Genomic DNA, 23,742 nt, shown 5'->3' on the forward strand with positions numbered 1-23,742 from the left:
AACATAGGCGACCCATCCAAGGATCGACCTGCCCGATGCCCGCTTTGTTTTCTCCTGCTGCCCACGACGTGGCGCTGGAGGCCCTCTTCGTGCCATTTGATACCGGCAAGTTGCTGCGCCCGGCCGACGGACGCGTGTTGTTTCTGCGCGCACGCGACGGTTTCCGGTTGCGTGAGATGGCGGGAAGGGGCTGGGTGTGCGAGCAGAGTTTCAAGCCATTCGCCGACGCTCTGGTGCGCAGCGGTCTGAATGTGTCGCCGCCGGGTAGCGAGGAATGCTTCCCGATGGTGTTGGTGCTGCCGCCGCGCCAGCGCGACGAAGCCCGCGCGCTGTTCGCGCAGGCCTTGCGCAGGGTATCGGCTGGGGGCGTGGTGCTCGCTGCCGTACCCAATGCCGAGGGCGCTAAATCTGCTGAGGGCGATCTGGCGAGCCTGGCGGGGCCGCTGCAGCACCTGTCCAAGCACAAATGCCGCGTGTTCTGGACGCAGCCTGTCGGCGCGCAGGTGGATGCCGGCTTGCGGGACGCCTGGGCGTTGCTCGATGCACCACGCCTCAACGATGCGGGCTACATCAGCCGTCCGGGTCTGTTCGCCTGGGACCGGGTCGACACTGCGTCGGCCTTGCTGGCCGCGCAATTGCCCCGCGATCTCGCAGGCGACGTGGCCGACCTTGGCGCGGGTTATGGCTATCTGTCGACGCAGGTGGTCACGCATTGCCCGGCCGTGTCATCCATCGACCTTTATGAAGCCGAGGCGCGGGCGCTGGAGCCGGCCCGGCAGAATCTCGTGCGTGCCCAGGAAACCTGTGGTCGGGCCGTGGCGTTCTCGGTGCACTGGCACGATGTCACGCAGGGCCTGCCGCGCCGCTACGACGCCATCGTGAGCAATCCGCCTTTCCATCAGGGGCGTGCCGACCTTCCCGAGCTCGGTCGCGCTTTCATCGATACCGCCGCCAATGCCTTGTTGCCGCACGGCAGATTCTGGCTGGTGGCCAATCGCCATCTTCCCTATGAGGCCACGCTGGCCTCACGTTTCAACGAGGTACGTACAGTGGTGACGCAGGACGGTTTCAAGGTAATCGAGGCTCGCGGAGTGCGCGTATGAAGCTGGTCAAACTGATCGCCAACCTCGGCTATGGCAGCCGGAAAGACGTTGCGCTGATGTTCCGCGAAGGACGCATCACCGATCCGGATGGCGAGGTGCTCTACGCCGACGACAAGGTGGCGCACGAGCACATCCGCGTCGACGAGGAGCCGCTGGATCCGCCGACGGGCCTGATTCTGATGATGCACAAGCCGTTGGGCGCGACGTGCTCGCGCAAGGACATCGGACGCGTCGTCTACGATCTGCTGCCGCCGCGTTACCGCATGCGCGACCCCTCGCTTTCCACCGTGGGACGCCTCGATCGCGATACCTCGGGGGTGCTGCTCTTTACCGACGACGGCGCACTTTTGCACCGGATCATTTCGCCGAAGGCGCGCGTCGCCAAGGTGTACGAAGCCACGCTGGCAAACGACCTACAAGGCGATGAAGGCACGCTCTTCGCGAGTGGCACGATGATGCTGGAGTCGGAGAAAGAGCCACTGGAACCTGCGGTGCTGCAGGTACTGGAGCCTCGTCGCGTACGCCTCACGCTCACGGAAGGGCGTTACCACCAGGTGCGTCGCATGTTCGCCGCCGTGGGCAATCACGTGGAAACGCTGACGCGTATATCTGTGGGTGCGCTGACGCTGGGTGATCTGCCGCCAGGCGAGTGGCGCGCCCTTGAAGAGCGGGATATCGCGCGCATCTTTGAACCACCGGCGGACGCTTGATGCGCACGCGCGCATCGGGCGTTCTTTCAGCCGAACGGATTCTGCCGGCGACGCGCGATTTCGTCCTCGCGTCGGGAATGTGCGCCAGGTTGCCAGGAAATCAGCTGGAAGCTGCCTTGCCCTTGGCGTTGGTTATTGCGGACGTCCTGGCTGTCCTTGAGGTTCAGCATCCCTGCCACCAGCTGCATTCCGCGCCCGAGGGCGGAACGTGCGAGAAGCATGTGCATGTTCAGACTCCCGACCGCCCCTGTGCGGCCGTTTCGACCTCATATAACCAGCTTCACGTGCGATACACAAATGCCAATTGGCACTGAATATCGGCGTAAGTTCTTAGCAAGGTTGTCACAATTTCTACCAAGGTAAATCACGCAATGTTCTGCGTTTTTCAGGCGAGATCTCCGCTGTTTGTGGCCCGTCCATGGATGGGCGGCCTCCCTGGCCGCGTGTTGTCATGACTCGCCTGACGTTCGACAACGCTTTCGTCCGCGAACTGCCGGCCGATGCCGGGCAGGGTTCGCACCCGCGCCAAGTGCTGGGTGCCCTTTATTCAAGGGTCGAGCCCACGCCGGTGGCGGCACCGCAGGTGGTGGCCTGGTCGGCCGAGATGGCGCAGGCCTTGGGTCTCGATCCAGCAGAGATGGCGAGCCCGGAATTGGCCCAAGTGCTGGGCGGCAATGCGCTGCTCGAAGGCATGGAGCCGTTTGCGGCCAACTATGGCGGTCACCAGTTTGGCGTCTGGGCGGATCAGCTGGGTGACGGGCGGGCGATCTCGCTGGGCGAGGTGCTTACGCATGCCGGCGAGCGTTGGGAGCTGCAACTGAAGGGCGCCGGCCGCACACCATACTCGCGTGGCGCCGATGGACGCGCGGTGCTGAGGTCGTCCGTTCGCGAGTTCCTGTGTAGCGAAGCGATGCATCACCTCGGCGTACCGACGACGCGCGCGCTCAGCCTGGTGGTGACGGGTGACACCGTAGTGCGCGACATGTTTTACGACGGGCATCCGCAGCAAGAGCCGGGTGCCATCGTGTGTCGCGTCGCTCCTTCGTTCATTCGCTTCGGTAATTTCGAATTGCCGTCGGCGCGCGGAGATATCGCGCTACTGAAACGCTTGGTCGACTTCACCATCGCTCGCGATTTCCCCCACCTGCAAGGAGCGGGTGAACCGCTGTACGCGCAATGGTTCGCCGAGGTGTGTGAGCGCACGGCACGCATGGTGGCGCATTGGATGCGCGTGGGTTTCGTGCATGGCGTGATGAACACCGACAACATGTCCATCCTCGGGCTCACCATCGACTACGGCCCATATGGTTGGATCGACAATCTCGATCCGGAATGGACACCCAATACCACTGATGCAGGACGCCGACGCTATCGTTTCGGTCAACAGCCGAACGTGGCGTGGTGGAACCTCAGCCGTCTTGCCATGGCGCTGGCGCCGCTGTTCAGCGGCACGGAACCTTTGCAGGCTGGTCTCGATCGTTACGCCGCCGCTTACGCGGAAGCCGATCGCGCCAACATCGCTGGCAAGCTGGGCCTGTCGGCGTGCAAGGACGAGGACGTGGAGCGCATGGGAGAGCTGTACGCACTGCTCACGGAGGCCGACGTGGACATGACGCTGTTCTTCCGCGCCCTGGCTGATGTCGACCCAGCCCAGCCCTCACTGGCGCCGCTACAGGAATCGTTCTACGACGATGCCAAGCGAGAGCAACACGAGCCCGCCCTCCAGGCATGGCTCGACAACTACGCATTGCGCATACGTGAGGACGAACTTTCCGGCGAAGAGCATCGCGCGCGCATGCGTGCTGCCAATCCGCGCTACGTTCTACGCAACTATCTCGCACAGGAAGCTATCGATCGCGCGTCGGAAGGCGATTACAGCGGCATCCAGGAATTACTCGACGTCATGCGCCGTCCTTACGATGATCAGCCGGGGCGCGAGCGATTCGCACGGAAGCGTCCGGAATGGGCTATGCACAAGGCTGGTTGTTCGATGCTTTCCTGCAGTTCATAAGCCTTAGCGCAGCGTGTTGGCGAGGAACTGGCGTAGCTGCATACCGTTGAGCGCGCCGGCTTGACGTGCCACTTCGCGACCGTTGCGCATCACCAGCAAGGTCGGGATGCTGCGGATGCCGAAGCGCTGGGCCAGTGCCGGTTGTGCTTCCGTGTCCACCTTGGCCAGCCGCAGTTGTGGCTCCAGGCTCGCTGCCGCTTCGGCGAAGACTGGTGCGAAGCCGATGCACGGGCCGCACCAGGGCGCCCAGAAATCGATCACCACGGGCAGGTCGCCGCGTGCTGCCACTGCGTCAAAGTTGTTCGCGGTGAGCGTTGCCGGCTTGCCCTCGAACAACTTCAGCTTGCAACGCCCGCAAACGGGCTGTTCGCCCAGGCGGCTCTCCGGCACGCGATTGAGGGCCGAGCAGTGCGGGCAGGGAATGGACAGCGTGGTGGACATAGCGGGCCTCGTTGGCCAAAACTCATTACAGCGCCAGATGGCGTTCCCTGCATCAGGAAACAAGGGAGGCGACGTGCGCGAGCGAGGGCCAGGTTCACATGCAGGCCGCTGGGCCGGCCTGGCGGCTGGCGTGATTTGGACCTTGCCCAACAGCCTGCTTGGGCTGGTGGCGGGGCTCGCCTGCGTGCCCTGTGGTGCAAGACCCGAGTGGCGCAGCCGCGACTATGCGCTGGCTTTCCGCCGCATGCCGTCCTGGGGCGCTGGAGGCGCACTGACGCTGGGCAACGTGATTCTCTACTCCTGCGATACGCTCGACACGCCGTGCTTCACTTACGCCCATCGCGCCGGCCTTCGCCAGGAGCCGCGCATTTCTCTGGCAGACCACGAACGAGCGCACGTATTCCAGTTCATGGTGCTGGGGCCGTTGTTTCTTCCGTTCTACGCAGCATGTGGCGGTATCAGCGCACGCAATCGTTTCGAGCGCGCTGCGGATCGTTACGCCCAACGCGAAGGTGGCTGGTGGCCGTGGCCCATGGCGTGAGCCGTGGTGCTCGTCAAACGCGATGGCGCGCGTGTCGTGGAATGAGGCACGAGAGATAGCCCGCGATGCTCACGGGCTTGAGCAGCAGCCCGTAGATCAGTGCATAACCGAGCAACCCCAGTGGATTTCTGCGCACGTTGAGCCCAAGCGTGTGGAACATACGCGATTGCACGGCGTAGATAACGAGGTTGCCAAGCAGAGCCATGGGTACCGCGAACACCAATACGGGACCGGCCAACCAATAGATGCCAGTGCATGCGAGAACCGTGGCGGGTATGAGCGCTACGGTGTAGATCAGGTCGGTGTAGAGCAACAGCAGGTTCCACCAGATAAAGAAGGTGCTCAGCTTGCGCCGGAATAACAACGAGCCGTAGGTCTTAAGCGCTTCGACAACGCCGCGCGACCACCTCCGGCGTTGTTCAAAAAATGATGCAAGCGAAGTGGGCACGCGGACGAAGGCGATCGCGTCCTCCGCATACCCCACACGATGATGGTCGCGCAGGATGGCCCAGGTCAGCACGATGTCTTCGCCCGCGCATTCGGGCCATCCGCCGACGACGCGCAGGATGTCGGTGCGATAGAGCGAAAACGTTGCGGGCGCGACCAGCGTGCCCTGGCAAAGGCTCTGCACCCGCCGGGTGGCCGAGATGCCTTGGAAATAGTCCCACTCTTGCATGCGCGTCATGGGGTTTTGCCGCGAATTGCCTACCAATACCGCACCGGCGACCGCCGCAGTATTCGGGGGATCGCTCAAGTAGCGCGTCACGAGTTGCCGAAGCGCTTGCGGATGCAGGTGGGCATCGGCATCCAGCGTTACGGTGATGGGATGCGCGGCCAGCCTCAGGCCTGCATTGAGCGCTCTCGATTTGCCGCCAGCGCATGCGAGGTCGAGCACTTCCAGCCATGGGTAGCGCGCGCTGCGCAAACGGTCGAGCGTGGCATCGGTGGATCCATCGTTGATCACCATCACTTCCACAGGCGCGGGATAGCGCTGCGCTGCAATGCTGGCCAGCGTGTCGAGGATGGTGTCCTGCGCATTGTGGGCAGCGATCAAAATACTCACCGCGGGAAAATCACCGTCGGCGAAGTGAGAACGCACGGGGCGCCGATCGAGCAGCAGGCCAGTCGCCAGGAACACACTCATGAAAGCCGGAAGTACGGCGATGCCAAGGATGAGCAACTGAGCCAGTAGTCGCGTTCCGGTGGATTCCAAACCGGCAGTCCAATGGGACGACAGAACATACGCAAACGTGGCCCATCCGAACGAGACGGCGAACGCCAGCATGAACTTGAAGACCACCGGCACGTAGCGCGGGCGATGCATCGAGATGTCGTTGGCGGCAGCAAGCGGCAGGCGGACCGTTATCGGAAACGGCCGTCGTCTTGTTGACCAGTCTTGTGCGTTGACACTCATGCGCGAGCCTGCTGCTGCAATGGCCTGTCGCGTGCCTGTGACGGATGATGCGCCCGCCCGCGACTGCGGGAAAGCGCTTCACACGCCTGGCGCACGCACGCCGGGTTGGCCCTGTGGCTTCTTGCCATAACTCGGCCTCTCGTTAGTTTGAGGGCAAGAGTTGTGCCAGTGGGGTGGCGCGGCAATATCGCGACAATCTCCGGGAAAAGCGGTCAATTCACCCGTGATGGCCCATGGCTTGGCTGGGGCGGCAGACGCGCATCGACACAAACCGACGCGCGACGGCGCATGCGTATCCCTGGGCGTACACGCAAGTTCAGGCGGCCTGATTGCCGCCTTGGTTGCCCGGTGCCGGGCGCGGCTGCGGTCGGGGTGCGGGGCGCTGGTTGCCTTGTCCCGGCGATGGCCGGTTGCCGCCCTGGTTCGGCGGCGGGCGATTGCCCTGGGGCGGACGATTGCCACCTTGGTTCGGCGGTGGGCGATTGCCTCCCGGCGGCCGGGGATTCTGTCCCGGGGGACGGGCTCCCGGATTCGGGCTCGGACGATTGTTCGAAGGCGGTCGGTGGGCTTGCGACGGCGGTGGGCGATTGCCCGACGGCGGGGGACGGTGTCCACCGCCGGATGGCGGACGATAGCCAGGGCCGGGCGGCCGATAGCCGGGACGCCAGCCTGGCGGCCGCGGCGGCGGACGTGGTGCATATGGACGGCCATACCAATAATCGCGATTGCGATAGAACGGCCGGTTAACGTAGTACGAGCCCCAGTAAGCGGCGATCGAGAAGGTGACAATGGGAATGCCAATGCGTGCACCGTAGTCGGCCACATACACCGGCTGGTTCTGATAGGTGTACTGCACGTACGTGCCGGCCACCCAGCCGCGCATGCCCATGGTGATCACATCGCACCAGCCCCAGCCCGCGGTACAACCTTGGATCGCCACGCTGGCGCCGGCGGGCAGTTGCGCGATAGTGGGGTAGCTGACGTCCGGCCCTGCGTACAGGTCGACGTACGCGGTGACCACGCCATTCGTTTGCGCGAAGGCCGCGGGACTCGCCAATCCGAACAGCACCAACACGGTCCAGACGATCCGTTTCATGGCTGCCTCTCCCGGGTATACAGGTCGATGAGACTGCGCCGACCGCGAAGGGGGCGTCAACAGAAGATCACGTCGGTTGGTCAGGCGAAAGCGCCGTCTTGCGCGTCATGAGCCGCCAGCACAGGTAGAACGGGCCACCCGCCAGCAGCAGCACAGCACCCCACATCAGCGGCTCCGTGCCGGCACCGGCGAGCGCCCAGAGCGAGAAGGCCAGGGCGAACGCGGCTACCAGCCGACGGGTCCAGGCCGCGCGGCCACTTTCCAGGCGCCACCAGGCCAGCGTGGCGACTAGGTAGGGCAGCAGGTTGGTGGCGGTCGACAGCAGGATCACGAAGGTGAACAGTGCCACCAGCGAGCGTGTGAAATTGGCCCCGATCAACAAACTGGTAAGTACGCTGCTGATGAGCAGGCCGATCCACGGCGTGCCGTGGCGGTCTACGCGTGCGAACAGCCGGGGAAACATGCCGTCCTGCGCCGCTGCCATGGTGGTCTGCGCTACTAACAGCACCCAACCATTGAGTGTGCCGAAGCACGACACGACGGCCACGGCCGCCACGCCGATGCCGGCCATGGTTCCCCATGCGTGTGTGGCCGCTGCTGCCATCGGCGCCGCGGAAGCGGCGAGCTGATCACGCGGAAGCATGCCAATCACCACCGTGCAGGCCAGCATGGTGGCAATGCCAGCGACGATGGTGCCGATCATGGTGGCGCGTGGCACGGTGCGCAGCGGATCCTTCACCACGCCGGTGGGCACGGTAGCCGTTTCCAGCCCCAGCAACGCCCATAGCGCCAGCGTGGCGGTGGATAGCGCCACCCCGGGTAGCGACAGCCCGTCGGGGTTGAATGGGCGATACGAGCCCGCGTGCAACGTGCCCAGCCCGATCAGGCCAAACAGCAATAAAGGCACGAGCTTGAGCAGCGTCGTCACCATCGCGACGCGACCGGCTTCGCGCACGCCGGCCAGCGTAATGCCGGTACATATCCACAATGCGGCTAGCGCGCACAGCGCGCTGCGCAGCGGCGTCGATGTGGCGGCCGGCCACAGGGCGCCAAGGCTGCCCGCAAAAGCCACCGCCAGCGCGGCGTTCGCCGACCAAGTGCAAATCCAATAACTCCACGCCACCAGAAAACCGGTGGTGTCACCGAAGGCGCAACGCGCATACGCGTAAGGGCCACCATGATTGGGAATACCTTGCGCCAACCACGCGAATATCTGCGCCAGTGCGAGCGCGCCGCACAGTGTTATCGCCCAGCCGAGCAGACTTGCCGCGCCAAACGGTGCCATGGCCGCGGGCAGTACGAAGATGCCGGAGCCAATGATGTTGCCGATTACCAGCGCGACCAGTGTCCACTGGCCGATCACACGCGTGGTGCCGCTCATGCGTCGGCCTTCGTTTCGCGATAGGCGCGACGCACCATCTCGTGAAAGTGGTGCACTGCATTTTCCCGCAGCGGATTCAGGCGGCCGGCCTCGTACGAGCCCGATGCCAATCCGCGCTGTACGTCCGCGCAGATGGTGACGTCTTCGTCCTGCACTTCGTCGCTGAACTCGACGTCGCGTGCGCGCCGCGCCTGTGCTTCCGGACTGTCGTCGGGTGGGTAATAGAAATCGAACTCTACGCGGCAGCGATCTACGCCCAGTGGCAGCACGCGGTTGGTCTGCAAGCGCGCGGGCAAGATATTGAGCATCGTGTTGGGATGGATGAAGTAGTACAGCGCCTCACCGCTGCCATACAGGTCCCCCGAACTTTCCAGCGGGCTGTACTGGAACGAATACCACTGCGCCGTTTCGGTGATGTAGCTGCGGTAATCAAGCAGGCTGTTGAGGCCAGGGTGAATGTGCGGGACGTGGTAACCCTCCAGATAGTTGTCCACGTACACCTTCCAGTTGCAGGCCACGTCGTAGCTCGCGCGATGGTGGAACTGATAGTTCTCCAGCGAGCGTTCCGGACCCAACCGTTCATCGATGCCGGCCACCAGCTCGCGGAAGGGCGGCGCCTCACCGATCGCCACAAACACCAACCCCTGCCACACCTGTACACGCACCTCAGGCAGGCGGATATCCGACGGATTGAAATCCTGCGCGCGACCCATCTCGGGTGCACCGCGCAACACGCCGTCGAGGCCGTACGTCCAGCCGTGGTAGCGGCAGCGCAGCGCCTTCGCGCCACGGCCATCGCAACTGGCGATAGGGCCCGCGCGGTGGCGGCATACGTTGTGGAAGGCACGGATGATGTTGTCCTCACCGCGCACGATGATCAGCGGCAAGCCGGCGATCTCCGTGACCACGTGATCGCCTGACTCAAGTATTTGCGACTGGTGGCAAACCAACTGCCAGCTGCGCGCGAAGATGGCGCGTGCGTCCAGGTGGGGCATGCGCGGATCGGTATAGAAGCGGGCGGGTAGTGTCAGCGCGTAGTCGAGCGGCTGGGGCGCAAGAACGGAGTCGTCGAGCAGGTCACGCATGGACACATCACCGGCAGCTATTTGTCCTACTATTTAAACCTAAGGGGGCGGCAAGGGAAGGGGGTATGCGGCCGGCGCCTCAAATGTGGGGTGGTTGCTCGCCTCATCGTTTCGATGAAACCGTCATCCCTGCGTAGGCAGGGACCCAGTAGCCGTGGGTATGGTTGTCGCTTCGTACGTTCCCGCAATCTGGCCGCTTACGCAGCGGGCGTTTCGACCTCCTGCCGGAGGCCGAGTCACTTTTCTTTTGCTGGCCCAAAAGAAAAGTAACCCAAAGAAAATGGCCGATAAGGCCAACGCCCGCAGCATTACCTTGGGATAAGCCCGAGCGTTCGAGGAACGTTGCTGCTTGGCAACCTTCGCCGCTACACAGCAGGTACTTCAGAGCGCTTCGCAACGCGCCGTCGCGGAGAGGACTTAAAGCAGGCTTCGCTACGCTTCCCGACCGGTGTGGAGAACTCGCCACACAACGGCACTCCATTTCTTCCCTAACTTTCCTAACCTTGTGCACCAAGGCAGGAGCAACGCGACTTGCCGCGATACGATGTGCTGCGAAGCTGCACGAGCCGTCGGCTCGGTGCTTTTGACCTTCGGGCCCCCTGTGCGGCGGTGAGGGGTGGACGAGAAGGCCCGCAGGGGGATCGGCAAGGATGCCGATCCCTTTTCGCCGGGGCAGGAGCCCCGTCGAAAAGCCCGGCCGCCCCTCACGAACTGGCCGGCGCAGCCGGCCAGCGCCAAGTGGGGGTGCCTTTCTCTTTGGTTACTTTCTCTTGGGCAAGCAAGAGAAAGTGACCCGGCCTCCGGTAGGAGGACGGAAGCCCGCCGCAGGCGAGCCAAGTCGCCGCATCGCTAAAATCAAGCGATAAAACCAAATCCTCGCGTTAGCGATAAAAAGCAGCACAAACGACAGAAGACGCCAACCAACCCATCAAGCCTCAGCCAACTGCTGCTGCACCTCATTAATCGAATTACGAATACGCTGACTAAAAATCGAATCCTCGTGATGGATCAACACCAGCCGCTCCGTCGCCCGCGTCATCGCCACATAAAGCAAGCGCGCCTCCTCCGTTTCATTCTTGCCCGGCTTCGGCAACGACCCAAGCCCCGGAATGATCACCAACGGAAACTCCAGACCCTTGCTGGAATGCATGGTGATCAGTTTCACCGTGTCGTCCACGACAAAGAGCGAGCTGGCACCATTGCCTTCCGCCAGTTGGCTGGGAATACCTGCTTGCTGCAAGGCCTCATGCAGTTTCTCTCCCTCCCAGCTGTTGCGGAAAATGACCGCCATGTCCGGCAGGCGCCGTCCGGCGGTTCGTTCTTCGCGCAGGCGATGAATAATCGCGGGAAGTTGGTCCTTCTGCTGTTCGACGCGGATAAGTTCGGGCAGCGCGCCGCGACGTCCGGCGCTTTGCGGTTCGATCAACGGAATGCCGTCATCGTCTTCGTCGTGCCCCAGTAGCAGCTCGTTGGCGAATACGCGTGCCACGGAGAGGATTTCCAGGGTGTTGCGGTAATTGAGCTTGAGGATGGTGGTGCGGCCTTGCGCTTGCACGCCCAGGCTCTTCCAGCTGAGCTTTTTGCGATTGGCCTGGCCGTAGATGTTCTGCGCGTCGTCGTACAACACCAGCAGCGAGTTGGTGTTGGGATCGATCATCTGCACGATGAGCTTGTACCACTCGGGTTCGAAGTCGTGGCCTTCGTCGATCAGCACCGCGCCGTACTGGAAGCGCGGGATCTGGCCGCTATCCACGCCTGCGATAACGGCGGGCGGCAGCTCTTCGGCGACATGGGGGCCGTCTTCCGGCACCGGCACGTGGTAGGCGGTGAGCATGCTGCGGCACCACCGGTGGAAGTTGTAGACCTGCACTTTGTCGCTGAGGCCGCGTTCGCCCATCAGTTGCTCGAGCCGCGCGGCGAGTGCCGTGTTGTAGCAGAGCACGAGGATAGGCTTGGATAGCGTGCGCGCCAATTCCATGGCGCGGAAACCCAGGATCATCGTTTTGCCCGAGCCCGCGACGCCGTGAATGATGCGGTGTTCGTCGCCCAGCGAACGCGCCAGCATTTCCTGCTGCGCGTCCATCACTTGGATCAGGTCGGGAATGGCTACCTTGCTGACTTTGCTGCGCGCACCGGCGGCGAACAGGCCGAACTGACCTTCACCGGCCTCTACGCGGATATCGGGGAACAGGTGCCAGCGCACACGGTCGATCTGCGGCAGCGTGAGCGCGGTAGGGAATATCTGCGGGAACATTGCCCACAGGCGCTCCTGAAATGCCTCCGATTCCACCGACTCGAACATCTCGTCCTGACAGATCGCGAGGTGCGCGGGAATCGCCGACTCGAGCTGACCAGCCTCGAACTGCTTGCGGCTGATATTGGCGAGCACCACGCCATGGCCCAGCGGCATCTGCAGCCGACCTTCATAGGCATGGCCCGGCGGATAACACAGGGCGGGATCGCGCTGCAGCATCTTGGCGATCTCGTTCGCGCCGTCGCGGGCCTGCATCAGCGGGTTGTGTTCCTTCAGGCTGCTGTTGCCGGCGATCAGGGTGAACAAGGTGCGGTCAGCCTGCTGGATGCTGCCAGGCTTCCAGTCCTTTACCTCCAGCACCAGCAAGCCACGCCGTGGGTGGAACACGATGAAGTCGGGGCGGCGCTCTTTCGGGCCGATGGCCACGTCGTACCACAGCAGGTAGTCGGCCTCGAGTTTCTGCTCCAGGCGTTCGGAGAAGCGTTTTTCGCCGCCGGTCATCTCGGGCAGGCAGCTGTTTCGGGATGGAATGAGCGTCGCCACTGGGAGCTGCCTCTTGCCTTTCCTTGGGTGTACGCGGGGCGTTTCAGGTCCGGCGACGTTAACGGATCGGCGGGAGGAGTCAATCTAGCCGGCCTGTCACCGGGAGGGGGCTGGGATTTTCGCCAAGACGCCGATCTGGCACCGTGCGTGATCCCTTGGGTCACGAATGGCTGGTGGGGCACGAGATCGAGAAGGTCAGCGCCGAGGAAATGCAGCGGCGCTACGACGCGGTTACCGCTGAGTGTTAGGCCTTAACGCCAACGATGAAGCGTGTCGCCTGCGACACCGACACGCGCGCATGCGCGGCTGGCGATGCCGTCGGGCAGCGCCATGCGAAACACCGGGGCGACTGACCATAGCGCCCGTGCCGCCAGTCGCGACTGTGCACGTTGCAGTGGTGTGCGCTCCAATAAAGCATCCGCCCACGGGGGCAATAAGGCGGCGCCCGCTTGCAGAAAAACGTCGCGCGACAAGCCCGCCACCGGCACGGGGAGCCGCACGCGATACAGCACCGCCAGCACCTCGCGCGAGCGTTCGGTAAAACGCAATTCGAGGCGCATGCGTCGGAAGTAGGTAGTGATCTCCGCTTCGGATGCCGGTACGTCGCGCGCGCCCAGCGCCTCGGCAATGCGTCGCACCTCGTCGTAATAGCGATCCGCTGCACCGGCAGGAAGATTGATGTGGCTATAACGACGATAGCCCTGCAAAAAGCTGTAGGCCTCGGTGACATGCACCCAGGTGAGGAGGTCCGGATCATCGGCGGCGTATGGCCGTCCATCTTCACCTACGCCTTTCACCTGTGCGTGAATCTGCTTCACCCGCTCGATCAGCATCTGCGCCTGGTCGAGCGGCGCGTAGCTGGTGCCGCTAACGAACGACGTAGTGCGGCGCAGGCGGCCGATCAAGTCCTCGCGAAAGTTGGAGTGATCCCACACGCCTGCGAGTGCGAGCGGGTGCAAAGTCTGCAGCATCAATGCCGCAAGGCCGCCTGCAAGCATGCCCGGGAAGTCGCTGTGCACGCGCCAAGTGGCGCTGTCTGGGCCAAACAGGCCTGGATCACCGACCGGATGATCGTAGTCGACGTACCCGCCACCGCCGCGTGGAAACGCGCTGAGCACCCAGCGTCGGGTGGGTTCACGGGCAGGGCGGGTAAGTAGGTTCCACGGTGAAGTCATGCGGGCAGTTTAGCGTTCGCCAAGCGTGTTGGTTTCAAATGCATCCTTTGCATGCGCGAAAAGCCTGTGTTATTCCTTATCGCCATGACCTTCCACGCCACCCGCCAGTATTTTTGGTTTTACGGCTATCCGATGCCGCTGGCGGAGGGTTGGTCGCGATTGTCTTAACGACAAGACACCATTCCCAAAAAGGCCGCCAGCCTCCACTGGCGGCCTTTTTTATGGTCGCCAGTGGCCCCCCAAGGAGACCACAGTGAACCCTTCTACCGACGATTTACGCATCCGCGCCATCACACCGCTCAGCACCCCGGCTGAGGTGATGCGCGATTGCGCTGCAAGCGTGCACGCCGCGCATACCGTGAGCGCCTCGCGACAGGCCTTGCATCGCATCCTGACGGGCGAGGACGACCGCCTCGCCGTGGTGATCGGCCCTTGCTCGATCCACGACACCCGTGCCGCGCTGGAGTACGCGGAGCGGCTCGTGGCGCAGCGCAGGCAGTATGCGGGGGAGCTTGAGATCGTGATGCGCGTGTACTTCGAAAAGCCGCGCACCACGGTGGGTTGGAAGGGGCTCATCAACGATCCCGACCTCGACGGCAGCTTCCGTATCGACAAGGGGCTGCGGCTGGCGCGTGGCTTGCTGCGCGACATCAACGAACTGGGCGTGCCGGCGGGCTGCGAGTTCCTGGACATGATCACGCCGCAGTACATCGCCGATCTCGTGGCCTGGGGCGCCATCGGCGCGCGCACCACGGAAAGCCAGGTACATCGCGAATTGGCGTCCGGTCTTTCGTGCCCGGTGGGTTTCAAGAACGGTACCGATGGCAACGTGAAGATCGCCGTGGATGCGGTCAGCGCGGCATCGCAGCCGCATCATTTCATGGCAGTAACCAAGGGCGGCCAGACGGCCGTCGCTACGACCACGGGCAATGAGGACTGCCACGTGATTCTGCGTGGCGGCAAAACGCCGAACTACGATGCACCCAGTGTGGATGCAGCATGCCTTGCCATCGCCAAGAGCGGGCAGGCGGCGCGCGTGATGATCGACGCCAGCCACGCGAACAGCAACAAGCAACCGGAAAACCAACCGTTAGTGATCGACGACATCGCGGAGCAGTTATCGGTGGGCGAGCGGCGTATCGTTGGCGTGATGGTCGAAAGCCACCTCGTTGGCGGTCGGCAGGATCTGGTGGAAGGACAACCACTGCGCTATGGCCAGAGCATCACAGACGGCTGCATCGACTGGGACGCCTCGGTGCAGGTGCTCGATCGTCTCGCCCAGGCGGTGCGCGCACGCCGCATCGCGCGGCAGGCGGCACAGCGAACGGCGCGCGTGGCCTCCGGCTGCTGACCGAAAGCATGCTCAGTGCATGCTTTCACGGCTGGTGGCGCTGGGATCGACGGCGAGCGTCAACGTCGCCACCTGCAGGTTTCCCTCGAGGGACATCTGCGCGATGGAATCGCTGCCATGCTGATTCGTGTAGACGTTGTCTTCCGTCAGCGTAGTGCGCTCAAGGCCGTGCCGCTGATAGGCCTCGCCGGCCATGGCGTCGAGCGATGACGCTTCGGGAAAGAATAGCTGCCCCGTGTGCACCACCGTGCCGCCGCGATAGTGGCCGTCCTGCATCTTTCCGCCTGCGTGAAGCTTGAGGTGGATGTGATTGCAGCGGCCCGCGTAGTAGCCGGGGAAGATGGTGTGGAACGTGACCGCGCCTCGCGCATCAGCGATCTGCACGCCGCGCAGGAAGGTGAGCTGGTCCGAGGGCACGCTCCTCGGCGGTGCGCCACGTGGACCGCCGGTCAAGCCCGGTGGCATGCCGCCCGGCGGCGGACCCGGGGGAGGCGTGCCGTGTGCACCTCCGGGCGGTGGGCCCATGCCGTGACCGCCGGGCGACATGTGGGTGAAGCCGGAGTAGAGGCCCTGCGCATCGCAGTGCCAGATTTCCAGTGCGGTGTCGCTCAATGGGCGGCAGGTGCGGCTGTCCAGTACCTCAAAGCGCAGTGTGAGCGGCAAGCCGGGTTTGCCTTCCGTGATGTCCTGTCGCAGCAGGGCGCGATCGAGGTAATAGGGGCCTTCCGTCTGTTCCGCGCTCAGGCGGCAGGCCGGACGTCCATCCGGTAAGGCGCGCGCCACGCGAGAGAAGGGCAGGGCGGCGACGCCGCCAAGGCACATCTGCAGAAAATGACGTCGATTCCAGGTGATTTTCACTACGCGTCCTGAGCGGATGACGGGCGCCGCGATGGCGCAACTCTTCATCGAACGCGTTGGCGCGCGCGAGGATGACACGTGTGAACGATTCGTTGACGCGATGACTATTGTTCAGTCTTCCAATTACGCATCAAGGTTGATCGTCGCCTTGAGCACGTTGGATACCGGGCAACCTTCCTTCGTCGCACAGGCGATGGCATCGAACGTGGCCGCATTGCCAGAGCTTGCCGAAAGTTCCATGCACGAAATGCGAACGCCGAAGGCAGACATCTTCACGCGTGGTTCGCTGCCATTTGATTTACTCTCCGCGCCTTGCTTCATCAGGGTGCATTTCATGTTTGCCGATATCAACCACAACCCCAGGGCGCATCGTTTCGAAACCAAGGTGGATGGTGTGCCTTGCGTGTTGGACTACACGCTCGAAGATGGTGTGATGACCATCACCCACACCATTGTGCCGTCTGCTGTCGGTGGCCGCGGCATTGCCTCCAACCTTGTTCGCACGGCGCTGGATACGGCCCGCGAAGAGCATTGGAAAGTGGACCCGGCTTGCTCGTATTCCGAGATATGGATGACCCGCCATCCGGAGTACCAGGATCTGCACGTCTGAGTTGGCGTTTTCGCCTGTGATCGGGCGCGGATGATGGGGATAGGGCCAGCAGGCTCTAAGATGCGCCATGCCCGATGTCGGGTCATGGAGAGATCGTTGTGTCGACGAGTTACCTGAACGTCGCGGAGATGCCCGCATGAGCGTTACGCCCGGTGAAACCCGTCCACGGGCGCGCGGCTTCGTCCCGTTCCGGATACTGCGTGCGCGCCCGCGCTTGATGATTTCCGGGGCTGTAGCGTTGTTGACCGGTGTGTCGCTCTGGCATTGGGCGGAACTGAAACCAGCGAAGGCGCTGTTGCTCGGGTTCGACCTTGGCGTGGCGGTCTATCTGATCGCGCTTGCCATCCTGTTCTGTCGTACGACATCGGTGGAGCTGATGCAGGGACAGGCGCGCAGGCAGGACACCGGCCGTTGGGGCGTGCTGTGGACGGCAATGTTACTGACTGGTTTTGTATCGCTCGCGCTCACCACCGAAATGGGAGCGGCCAAGGGTGGTGATGCCAAGGCGCTGGCGATTGCCGCCGTGAGTATCGTGCTGTCGTGGCTGTTTTTGAATGTGATGTTCGGTATGCACTATGCGCATGGTTATTACGGTGACTTCGGCAAGAAGCACGAAGGGCTGGAATTTCCGGGAACGCATGAGCCGGACTACTGGGACTTCATGTACTTCGCGATCGTGATCGGCATGACTTTTCAGGTTTCTGATGTGCAGATCAGTAGTCGCTATTTGCGGCGCGTTGCGCTGCTGCATGGTGTGATCGCGTTTTTCTTCAACGTGTTTATTATTGCGATCAGTGTGAATATTGCGGCGGGGTTGGCGGGGTGAGGTTCGATTTCTGCTGAGGTTTTGTAGTTGGTGTTGTCTTGGCGCGCACTGGGGTAGTCAGGATAGGACCAGCGTCGAGTGCACCAGTTACCTCAGTTCTTCTCCCTCGCCCCTTTGGGGAGAGGGTTGGGGAGAGGGTTGGGGAGAGGGTTGGGGTGAGGGGCGGGTGCTCGCTGTATCGTTTCATCTGAGCCGTCATCCCTGCGAATGCAGAGATCCAGTAGTCGTGAGTGTGGTTATCGCTTCGTGCGCTGCCGCGACCTGGCCGCTTACGCAGCGGGCGTTTCGATCGTCTGCCGACGCTCGAGTCACTTTTCTTTGCTGGCCCAAAGAAAAGTAACCCAAAGAAATGGCCTGACAGGCCAACGCTCGTGGCAGGCCGATGGGATAAGCCCGAACGGGTGAGGAACGTTGTGGCTTGGCCACCTTCGCTACTACACAGCGGGTACCTTCATGCGCTTCGCAACGCGCCATGGCGGAGAGGACTTAAAGCAGGCTTCGCTACGCTTCCCGACCGCTGAGGCGAGATAAAGGGAGCGCTACGCTTTCCCACCACTGGGGCAAGGTAAAAGGGACGCTACGCTTCCCTACCGGTGTGGAGAACTCGCCACCTAACGGCATCGTCCGTCTGCCTCGACTTTGTATCTCAGGTTTGTGCTCTTTTGTGCTCTGAGGCAGGAGCAACGTGACCTGCCGCGACGCGATGTGCAGCGAAGCTGCACGAGCCTTTGGCTTTCGCTTGTGACCTTCCGGGCCCCCTGTGCGGCGGTGAGGGGTGGACGATCAGGCCCGCAGGGGGATCGGCAGGACGCCGATCCCTTTTCGCCAGGGCAGGAAGCCCTGTCGAAAAGCCCGGCCGCCCCTCACGGACTGGCCGGCTTTACCGGCCAGCGCCAAGTGGGGGTGCCCTTTCTTTGGGTTACTTTTCTTTGGGCAAGCAAAGAAAAGTGACTCGAGCGTCGGCAGACGATCGAAACGCCCGCTGCGTAAGCGGCCAGTTCACGGTACCGCGACAGCCAAGCGATACAGAAACTGGATCCCTGCCTGCGCAGGGATGACGAGACACACGGTGAGGCTAGATTGACCCCTCACCCCAACCCTCTCCCCAAAGGGGCGAGGGAGTACAACTGAGGCATTCCGTATGCTTCGCCTTTGTAGGCCACACGCAGCAGCGTCCACCCCCTCAGCGACAGCACACCCCATCTTCAATCGCGGAAATTATCAAACTGCAACGGCAACTCCACGTCAGCCTTGCGCAGCACCGCCATCGCCAACTGCAAGTCATCGCGCTTCTTGCCTGTCACGCGCAGCTTGTCACCGTTGATCTGTGCCTCGACCTTGATCTTGGCTTCCTTCAGCGAAGCCACCAGCTTCTTGGCGATGGGCTGTTCGATACCCTGCTTCACGGTGACCTTCTGACGCGAGCCACCCAGGTTGGTTTCGGCGTCGCCTACGTCAAGTGCGCGGATGTCGATTTTTCGCGAGATGAGGCGGCCGCGCAGGATGTCCAGCATCTGTTCCAACTGGAATTCGCTGGGCGCGGACTGGGTGATCTCGAACTTGTCCAGCTCGAACTTCGCATCGGTGCCCTTGAAGTCGAAGCGGCTGGCCAGTTCGCGGTTGGCCTGGTCGATGGCGTTGGTCAGTTCGTGCTTGTCGACTTCGGAAATGACGTCAAAGGAAGGCATGGTGGCGGTTCCGGCACAAAGGAAAGCCGCAGTGTAAGCGATGTGGCCTCTCCTGACGGATAATACGCAGCCATCGGGATAGGAGCGGGTTATGACAGCGGTGTGCGCATGAAAGTGGATGTACTCATCATCGGTGCCGGCGCAGCCGGGCTGATGTGCGCCATCGTGGCCGGGCAGCGCGGGCGCAGCGTGCTGGTGGTCGATCATGCCAACAAGGTCGGCAAGAAGATCCTGATGTCGGGTGGTGGGCGCTGCAATTTCACCAACACGGGTGTGACGCCAGCGTGCTATCTCTCTGCCAATCCGCATTTCGCCAAGTCGGCGTTGGCCCGCTATACACCGTGGGATTTCATTGCGATGGTGGAGAAGCACCGCATCGCGTACCACGAGAAGGAACTTGGTCAGCTGTTCTGCGATGAATCGTCGAAACTGATCGTGCGCATGTTGCTGGACGAGTGCGCGCAGGCCGGTGTGCGTATCGAAACCAGTTGTGGCGTGCAGCGCGTGCGCAAGACGGACGAAGGATTCAGCGTCATCACCGCGCACGGCGAGGTACATGCGCAATCGCTAGTGGTCGCCACGGGCGGCTTGTCGATTCCGACCATGGGCGCCACCGGATTCGGTTACGAATTGGCGCGTCAGTTCGGCCATGCGGTGTTGCCTACGCGTGCAGGTCTGGTGCCGCTGACGCTGAGTGGCAAACACCAGGAGCGCTATCACGACTTGTCAGGCGTTGCCTTGCCCATGGTGGAGGCGCGTGTGGGTAAGCATTCCTTCCGCGCCGGGATGTTGTTCACGCATCGGGGTGTCAGTGGGCCTGCCATTCTGCAGATTTCTTCGTACTGGCAGCCGGGTGACGACTTGCGTATCGATCTGTCGCCCGCACTTGATCTAGGTGAATGGTTGCAGGAACAGCGCAACGTGCGACCGGCAGCAGAGCTGAAGAATGTGCTGGGCGACGCGTTGCCTCGACGGCTCGCGCAGCGTTTGTGCGAGCTCTGGTTCGAAAGCAAGCCGATGCGGCAGTACCGCGAGGCAGAGCTCAAGAACATTGGCGAGCAATTGCACGATTGGCCTGTGGTCGCCAGCGGCACGGAAGGCTACCGCACGGCGGAAGTGACGTTGGGTGGCGTGGATACCGACGGCCTGTCGTCGTCGACCATGCAATCCAAACTCGTGCCCGGCCTTTATTTTGTCGGGGAAGTGGTCGATGTCACCGGCTGGTTGGGCGGTTACAACTTCCAGTGGGCTTGGGCTTCAGGGCATGCGGCGGGTGAAGTGGTGTGATTTCGCGTTGGTTGAACGCACGGCGTGATCCACTGCGCCTGTTGTTTTGTTTGGAGGATGTCGCATGAAGGTAGGTTTTATCGGTCTCGGATCCATGGGCAGTGCCATGGCGAGCAACTTGATCAAGGCCGGGCACGAGGTGACCGTGTGGAATCGCTCGCCGGGCGCGACCGAGCCGCTCGCATCGCTGGGCGCGAAGGTGGCGAAGACGGCGGATCGCGCGGCGCAGGGTGATGTGCTGTTCAGCATGCTAGCCAATGATCAGGCCGTGCGCAGCGTGTTCTTTGACGGTGGCCTGTTGGATGGCATGGACAAGGGCACCGCACACGTCAACCACGCCACTATTTCGGTGGCGCTGGCTCGTGAGATGGCGGAGGCTCACGCCGCTCGTGAGATCGACTATGTGGCTGCGCCGGTCTTTGGCCGGCCGGATGTGGCCGCCGCGGGCAAGCTGAATATCCTTGCGGCGGGAAAATCGCATGTAATCGATCGCGTGCGCCCGTTGCTGGAAGCGATGGGTAGTCGCATCTGGCCGCTGGGCGAAGCGCCCGAGCGGGCGAACGTGGTGAAGATTGCCGGTAACTTCATGCTTGGTGCGGCCATCGAAAGCATGGCCGAGGCGTCTGCATTGACACGTGCACACGGCGTCAGCGCAGCGGATTTTCTTGAAGTGATGACCAGCACCTTGTTTGCTGCGCCGGCTTATCAGGGGTACGGCAAGCTCATCGCGGAGTCGCGTTATACGCCAGCGGGCTTTGCGCTGCCGCTGGGCTACAAGGACATCGGCCTTGCATTGGCTGCTGCGGATGCCACCCGTGTGCCGCTACCGCTGGCGGGTCTGTTACGCGACAGCCTGCTTGAAGCGCTATCAGCGGGCGATGAGGACGTGGACTGGTCGATCCTGGCGCAGGTCGCCGCGCGTCGCGCGCATCTGGACGAGCGGAAGCTCTGAACAAAACGTCGCGTGGTTTCGTGCAGGCGCTCAGCGCGCCTGCCGGAACTGCACCAGCCAACGATCCAACTGGTTGGCAAAGGCCTGTTTGTCGCGTGCATGGAACGCCGCGGGGCCGCCGGTATCCACACCTGCGCCGCGCAGTTCGTCCATGAAGTTACGCATGGAGAGCCGCTGGGCGATGGTGTCGGGCGTGTAGAGCTCGCCACGCGGATGCACGGCGAGCGCGCCCTTGGCGATCACGGCGGAGGCGAGCGGAATGTCTTGTGTGACGACCAGATCGCCGGCGACGACGCGCTCGACGATCTCGTTGTCCGCCACGTCAAAGCCGCCGGGTACCTGGATGGCACGCACGAAGCGTGAGGGCGGCGTGCGCAGCCATTGGTTGGCAACCAGGGTGACGTGGACCTGCTCGCGTTCCGCCGCACGGAACAGCACTTCCTTGATCGGCGCGGGGCACGCGTCGGCATCCACCCATATTTGCGGTCGCGTGCTCAATCGCGACCGCTCCAGTGCAGCGAGCCATCGATGATGGTGTTGGTGTGGCCGCCGATCCACACGGTGGCGCCGTCGATACGCGCGATGAGACTGGCGTCGTGGCCGATCTCACGGCCCTGGCTCACTACGTAGCCGCGGGCCAGCGGACCCTCAGGCTCGGCATGGGCGATGTAGGCGGCGATCAGCCCGTTGGCTGCGCCGGAGGCGGGGTCTTCCACCAAGCCGACGCCAGCGGGCAGGGCACGCACCACCAGTTGGTAGTCCGGGTGCGAGCTGCGCGCGAAGACGCACAGGCCCATGCTGTCGGTGGCCTTGGCCAGCGCGCCGATGGCGTCGTGGTCGGGCTTCCATTGGCGCAACGAGGCTTCGTCCGCGCATTCGGCCAGCCACCAGTGGCGGCCACCGGACACGTAGGCTGGCGGTAGCACGCCCAGTCCGATGCCGGACAGGGCTGCATCCAGCAGCGGATGCGCGTCGCGTCCGGTTTTCTCTACGGTGGAATGGGGTGATTTCAACAGTAACTGTTGTTTGCCACCGTTTTCTTCCACACGAATGGGGAGCACACCGGCACCGCATTCCTGCCACAGCAGGCCATCCACGGGCTGGGCCAGTCCGCACAGCAACACGGCGTGCGCGCTGCCGATGCTCGGGTGGCCAGCAAAGGGAATTTCCTTGTATGGCGTGAAGATACGCACGCGATAGCTGGCGTCAGGCTGGCTGGGCGGTAGCAGGAACGTGGTTTCGACGAGGTTGGTCCAACGGGCGAAGGCTTGCATGCGGGCGTCGCTCCAGCCGGTGGCGTCGGTGACGACGCCCAGATGGTTGCCGCCGCCGGGCGTGGCGGCAAAGACGTCCAGATGCAGGTAACGGATCGACATGGAGGGGGCCTGGGGCGTGGGGAGACGCGGGAAGCCGGGGATAATAGTGCGGAATGTGGCGCTGCGCTTAGAGTCGCCAACAAAACTACTGCGCGACCGCCAGGCGGGCGCGGTCGGTGCTCGGAATCCTCATGTACGTAAAAGTACACTCCGGTTCCTGCGCGCCGCCCGCACCCACCTAGCGGCCGCTCGCTACGTTTTGTTAGCGACTCTTAGACTTTTCCGCTATGTCGGCAGTCGACAAGCGCTCCCCGCGCCGCCAAGATGCAGGGTCTTTGCCGCTGCCTTCAGCCCCATACGGAACACCGCATGATCACCCTGATCATCATCGCCATCACCGCCGTCGTGTCTTTCATGGCGTTCAACAACGCCCGCCTGATGAACGATCTGATCCTCTGGCCACCGGCGATCACGCGCAATCGCGAGTATCACCGCCTGGTGACCTACGGCGTGGTGCATGCCGATTTCGGCCACCTGTTGTTCAACATGATCACGTTGTTCTTCTTCGGTCGCCAGATGGAAGGGTTTTTCGCCGCGCGGCTGGGCATGATGGGCTTTGCGCTGTTCTACATTTTGGGGCTGGTGGTCTCGATACTGCCGACGTATCTGAGCAACAGGAATAACCCGAACTACCGCAGCCTGGGCGCATCGGGCGCGGTGTCGGCGGTGCTGTTCTCGTTCATCCTGCTGGCACCGTGGTCACGCATTGTCGTGTTCGTGATTCCGATGCCGGCCATCATTTATGCAGTGCTTTACGTGGTCTATTCGATCTACATGGATCGTCGCGGGCAGGGCAATGTGAATCACAGCGCGCACCTGTGGGGTGCCGCGTACGGCATAGCGTTTACGCTGCTGGTGCGGCCTGAAGTGCTCTCGCATTTCCTCTCCGAACTCTCGCGCCCGAGGTTCTGAGCGTGCTGCCGATGCAGGAAAAACACGGCTTTGCTCACACCTGATACATCTTTGCGGTGTTACTTCTCGGTTTAGCCTGGCGTGATTGGGGGCGTCGGGCTTTCTCGACTACCGCAGGAGTGAAGACG

22 protein-coding genes and 1 other RNA gene are annotated in these 23,742 nt (G+C 62.8%); 11 read left to right on the top strand and 12 right to left on the bottom strand.

Going from position 1 to position 23,742, the window contains the following annotated elements; genetic code table 11:
• The first annotated feature begins 35 nt into the window (after nucleotides 1-35).
• Nucleotides 36-1,103 carry a methyltransferase gene (locus tag DyAD56_RS17080; protein ID WP_102303956.1) on the top strand — a complete coding sequence of 356 codons (1,068 nt, stop codon included), beginning with the start codon at nucleotides 36-38 and terminating at the stop codon, nucleotides 1,101-1,103.
• The gene (locus DyAD56_RS17085) at nucleotides 1,100-1,813 is read left to right on the top strand and encodes a 16S rRNA pseudouridine(516) synthase (protein WP_102303957.1); all 714 of its coding nucleotides are present in this window, start codon (nucleotides 1,100-1,102) and stop codon (nucleotides 1,811-1,813) included. The genes DyAD56_RS17080 and DyAD56_RS17085 overlap by 4 nt, the downstream gene beginning before the upstream one ends.
• A gap of 26 nt (nucleotides 1,814-1,839) precedes the next feature.
• Here DyAD56_RS17085 and DyAD56_RS17090 read toward each other — a convergent pair whose 3' ends face one another.
• The gene (locus DyAD56_RS17090) at nucleotides 1,840-2,040 is read right to left on the bottom strand and encodes a hypothetical protein (protein ID WP_102303958.1); all 201 of its coding nucleotides are present in this window, start codon (nucleotides 2,038-2,040) and stop codon (nucleotides 1,840-1,842) included.
• A 224-nt stretch (nucleotides 2,041-2,264) separates the two neighbouring features.
• On the opposite strand from DyAD56_RS17090, the gene DyAD56_RS17095 reads away from it, so the two are divergent.
• Nucleotides 2,265-3,824: a YdiU family protein gene (locus DyAD56_RS17095; protein WP_102303959.1), complete on the top strand. Its 1,560-nt coding sequence runs from the start codon at nucleotides 2,265-2,267 to the stop codon at nucleotides 3,822-3,824.
• Between the two features lie 3 nt (nucleotides 3,825-3,827).
• Here DyAD56_RS17095 and trxC read toward each other — a convergent pair whose 3' ends face one another.
• Nucleotides 3,828-4,265, bottom strand: coding sequence for a thioredoxin TrxC (gene trxC / locus DyAD56_RS17100; RefSeq protein ID WP_102303960.1), 438 nt, complete (start codon nucleotides 4,263-4,265; stop codon nucleotides 3,828-3,830).
• A gap of 130 nt (nucleotides 4,266-4,395) precedes the next feature.
• On the opposite strand from trxC, the gene DyAD56_RS17105 reads away from it, so the two are divergent.
• Nucleotides 4,396-4,806, top strand: coding sequence for a hypothetical protein (locus DyAD56_RS17105; RefSeq protein ID WP_233202553.1), 411 nt, complete (start codon nucleotides 4,396-4,398; stop codon nucleotides 4,804-4,806).
• A 13-nt stretch (nucleotides 4,807-4,819) separates the two neighbouring features.
• Here DyAD56_RS17105 and DyAD56_RS17110 read toward each other — a convergent pair whose 3' ends face one another.
• The 6 genes from DyAD56_RS17110 to DyAD56_RS17140 all read right to left on the bottom strand — a co-directional run bounded on the left by DyAD56_RS17110 (nucleotide 4,820) and on the right by DyAD56_RS17140 (nucleotide 13,754).
• Nucleotides 4,820-6,220 carry a glycosyltransferase gene (locus DyAD56_RS17110; RefSeq protein WP_102303961.1) on the bottom strand — a complete coding sequence of 467 codons (1,401 nt, stop codon included), beginning with the start codon at nucleotides 6,218-6,220 and terminating at the stop codon, nucleotides 4,820-4,822.
• Nucleotides 6,221-6,536: 316 nt separating this feature from the next.
• The gene (locus tag DyAD56_RS17115; RefSeq protein ID WP_102303962.1) at nucleotides 6,537-7,316 is read right to left on the bottom strand and encodes an SH3 domain-containing protein; all 780 of its coding nucleotides are present in this window, start codon (nucleotides 7,314-7,316) and stop codon (nucleotides 6,537-6,539) included.
• A gap of 67 nt (nucleotides 7,317-7,383) precedes the next feature.
• On the bottom strand, nucleotides 7,384-8,697 hold the full coding sequence (locus tag DyAD56_RS17120; protein ID WP_102303963.1) for an amino acid permease: 1,314 nt from the start codon (nucleotides 8,695-8,697) through the stop codon (nucleotides 7,384-7,386).
• Nucleotides 8,694-9,782, bottom strand: a complete 1,089-nt coding sequence (locus DyAD56_RS17125) for an aromatic ring-hydroxylating dioxygenase subunit alpha (protein ID WP_102303964.1) — start codon at nucleotides 9,780-9,782, stop codon at nucleotides 8,694-8,696. The genes DyAD56_RS17120 and DyAD56_RS17125 overlap by 4 nt, the downstream gene beginning before the upstream one ends.
• Nucleotides 9,783-10,710: 928 nt before the next feature.
• Entirely contained in the window at nucleotides 10,711-12,537 is a 1,827-nt protein-coding gene (locus tag DyAD56_RS17130; protein ID WP_102304022.1) for a 3'-5' exonuclease, read from the bottom strand.
• 293 nt (nucleotides 12,538-12,830) lie between these two features.
• Complete coding sequence (locus DyAD56_RS17140; RefSeq protein WP_102303965.1) at nucleotides 12,831-13,754, bottom strand: oxygenase MpaB family protein; 924 nt, start codon at nucleotides 13,752-13,754, stop codon at nucleotides 12,831-12,833.
• 253 nt (nucleotides 13,755-14,007) lie between these two features.
• On the opposite strand from DyAD56_RS17140, the gene DyAD56_RS17145 reads away from it, so the two are divergent.
• Nucleotides 14,008-15,105 (top strand): 3-deoxy-7-phosphoheptulonate synthase, encoded by a 1,098-nt coding sequence (locus DyAD56_RS17145; RefSeq protein ID WP_102303966.1) that lies wholly within the window; start codon nucleotides 14,008-14,010, stop codon nucleotides 15,103-15,105.
• 12 nt (nucleotides 15,106-15,117) lie between these two features.
• Here the strand turns inward: DyAD56_RS17145 and DyAD56_RS23965 are convergent, their stop codons facing one another.
• Nucleotides 15,118-15,963 carry an intradiol ring-cleavage dioxygenase gene (locus tag DyAD56_RS23965; protein WP_158241374.1) on the bottom strand — a complete coding sequence of 282 codons (846 nt, stop codon included), beginning with the start codon at nucleotides 15,961-15,963 and terminating at the stop codon, nucleotides 15,118-15,120.
• 334 nt (nucleotides 15,964-16,297) lie between these two features.
• Between DyAD56_RS23965 and DyAD56_RS17165 the strand changes: the two genes are divergently transcribed.
• Nucleotides 16,298-16,573: a GNAT family N-acetyltransferase gene (locus tag DyAD56_RS17165; protein ID WP_102304023.1), complete on the top strand. Its 276-nt coding sequence runs from the start codon at nucleotides 16,298-16,300 to the stop codon at nucleotides 16,571-16,573.
• Between the two features lie 136 nt (nucleotides 16,574-16,709).
• The gene (locus tag DyAD56_RS17170; protein WP_102303969.1) at nucleotides 16,710-17,399 is read left to right on the top strand and encodes a DUF1345 domain-containing protein; all 690 of its coding nucleotides are present in this window, start codon (nucleotides 16,710-16,712) and stop codon (nucleotides 17,397-17,399) included.
• Between the two features lie 1,205 nt (nucleotides 17,400-18,604).
• On the opposite strand, the gene DyAD56_RS17175 is transcribed toward DyAD56_RS17170, so the two are convergent.
• Nucleotides 18,605-19,087 carry a YajQ family cyclic di-GMP-binding protein gene (locus DyAD56_RS17175; protein WP_102303970.1) on the bottom strand — a complete coding sequence of 161 codons (483 nt, stop codon included), beginning with the start codon at nucleotides 19,085-19,087 and terminating at the stop codon, nucleotides 18,605-18,607.
• Between the two features lie 108 nt (nucleotides 19,088-19,195).
• Between DyAD56_RS17175 and DyAD56_RS17180 the strand changes: the two genes are divergently transcribed.
• Both DyAD56_RS17180 and DyAD56_RS17185 read left to right on the top strand, forming a co-directional pair.
• The gene (locus tag DyAD56_RS17180; RefSeq protein ID WP_102303971.1) at nucleotides 19,196-20,374 is read left to right on the top strand and encodes an NAD(P)/FAD-dependent oxidoreductase; all 1,179 of its coding nucleotides are present in this window, start codon (nucleotides 19,196-19,198) and stop codon (nucleotides 20,372-20,374) included.
• 64 nt (nucleotides 20,375-20,438) lie between these two features.
• Nucleotides 20,439-21,326 (top strand): NAD(P)-dependent oxidoreductase, encoded by an 888-nt coding sequence (locus DyAD56_RS17185; RefSeq protein ID WP_102303972.1) that lies wholly within the window; start codon nucleotides 20,439-20,441, stop codon nucleotides 21,324-21,326.
• A 30-nt stretch (nucleotides 21,327-21,356) separates the two neighbouring features.
• Here the strand turns inward: DyAD56_RS17185 and DyAD56_RS17190 are convergent, their stop codons facing one another.
• Nucleotides 21,357-21,824, bottom strand: a complete 468-nt coding sequence (locus DyAD56_RS17190; RefSeq protein ID WP_102303973.1) for a YaiI/YqxD family protein — start codon at nucleotides 21,822-21,824, stop codon at nucleotides 21,357-21,359.
• Nucleotides 21,821-22,702: a PhzF family phenazine biosynthesis protein gene (locus DyAD56_RS17195; RefSeq protein ID WP_102303974.1), complete on the bottom strand. Its 882-nt coding sequence runs from the start codon at nucleotides 22,700-22,702 to the stop codon at nucleotides 21,821-21,823. The genes DyAD56_RS17190 and DyAD56_RS17195 overlap by 4 nt, the downstream gene beginning before the upstream one ends.
• Before the next feature lie 131 nt (nucleotides 22,703-22,833).
• On the opposite strand from DyAD56_RS17195, the gene DyAD56_RS17200 reads away from it, so the two are divergent.
• Together DyAD56_RS17200 and DyAD56_RS17205 are read left to right on the top strand one after the other, a co-directional pair.
• A non-coding RNA gene (locus DyAD56_RS17200) (sX9 sRNA) lies at nucleotides 22,834-22,910 on the top strand.
• A gap of 101 nt (nucleotides 22,911-23,011) precedes the next feature.
• Entirely contained in the window at nucleotides 23,012-23,614 is a 603-nt protein-coding gene (locus DyAD56_RS17205; protein WP_102303975.1) for a rhomboid family intramembrane serine protease, read from the top strand.
• The last annotated feature ends 128 nt before the right edge of the window (nucleotides 23,615-23,742 follow it).

It is taken from the genome of Dyella sp. AD56 (assembly GCF_002878475.1).
GTDB lineage: Bacteria > Pseudomonadota > Gammaproteobacteria > Xanthomonadales > Rhodanobacteraceae > Dyella.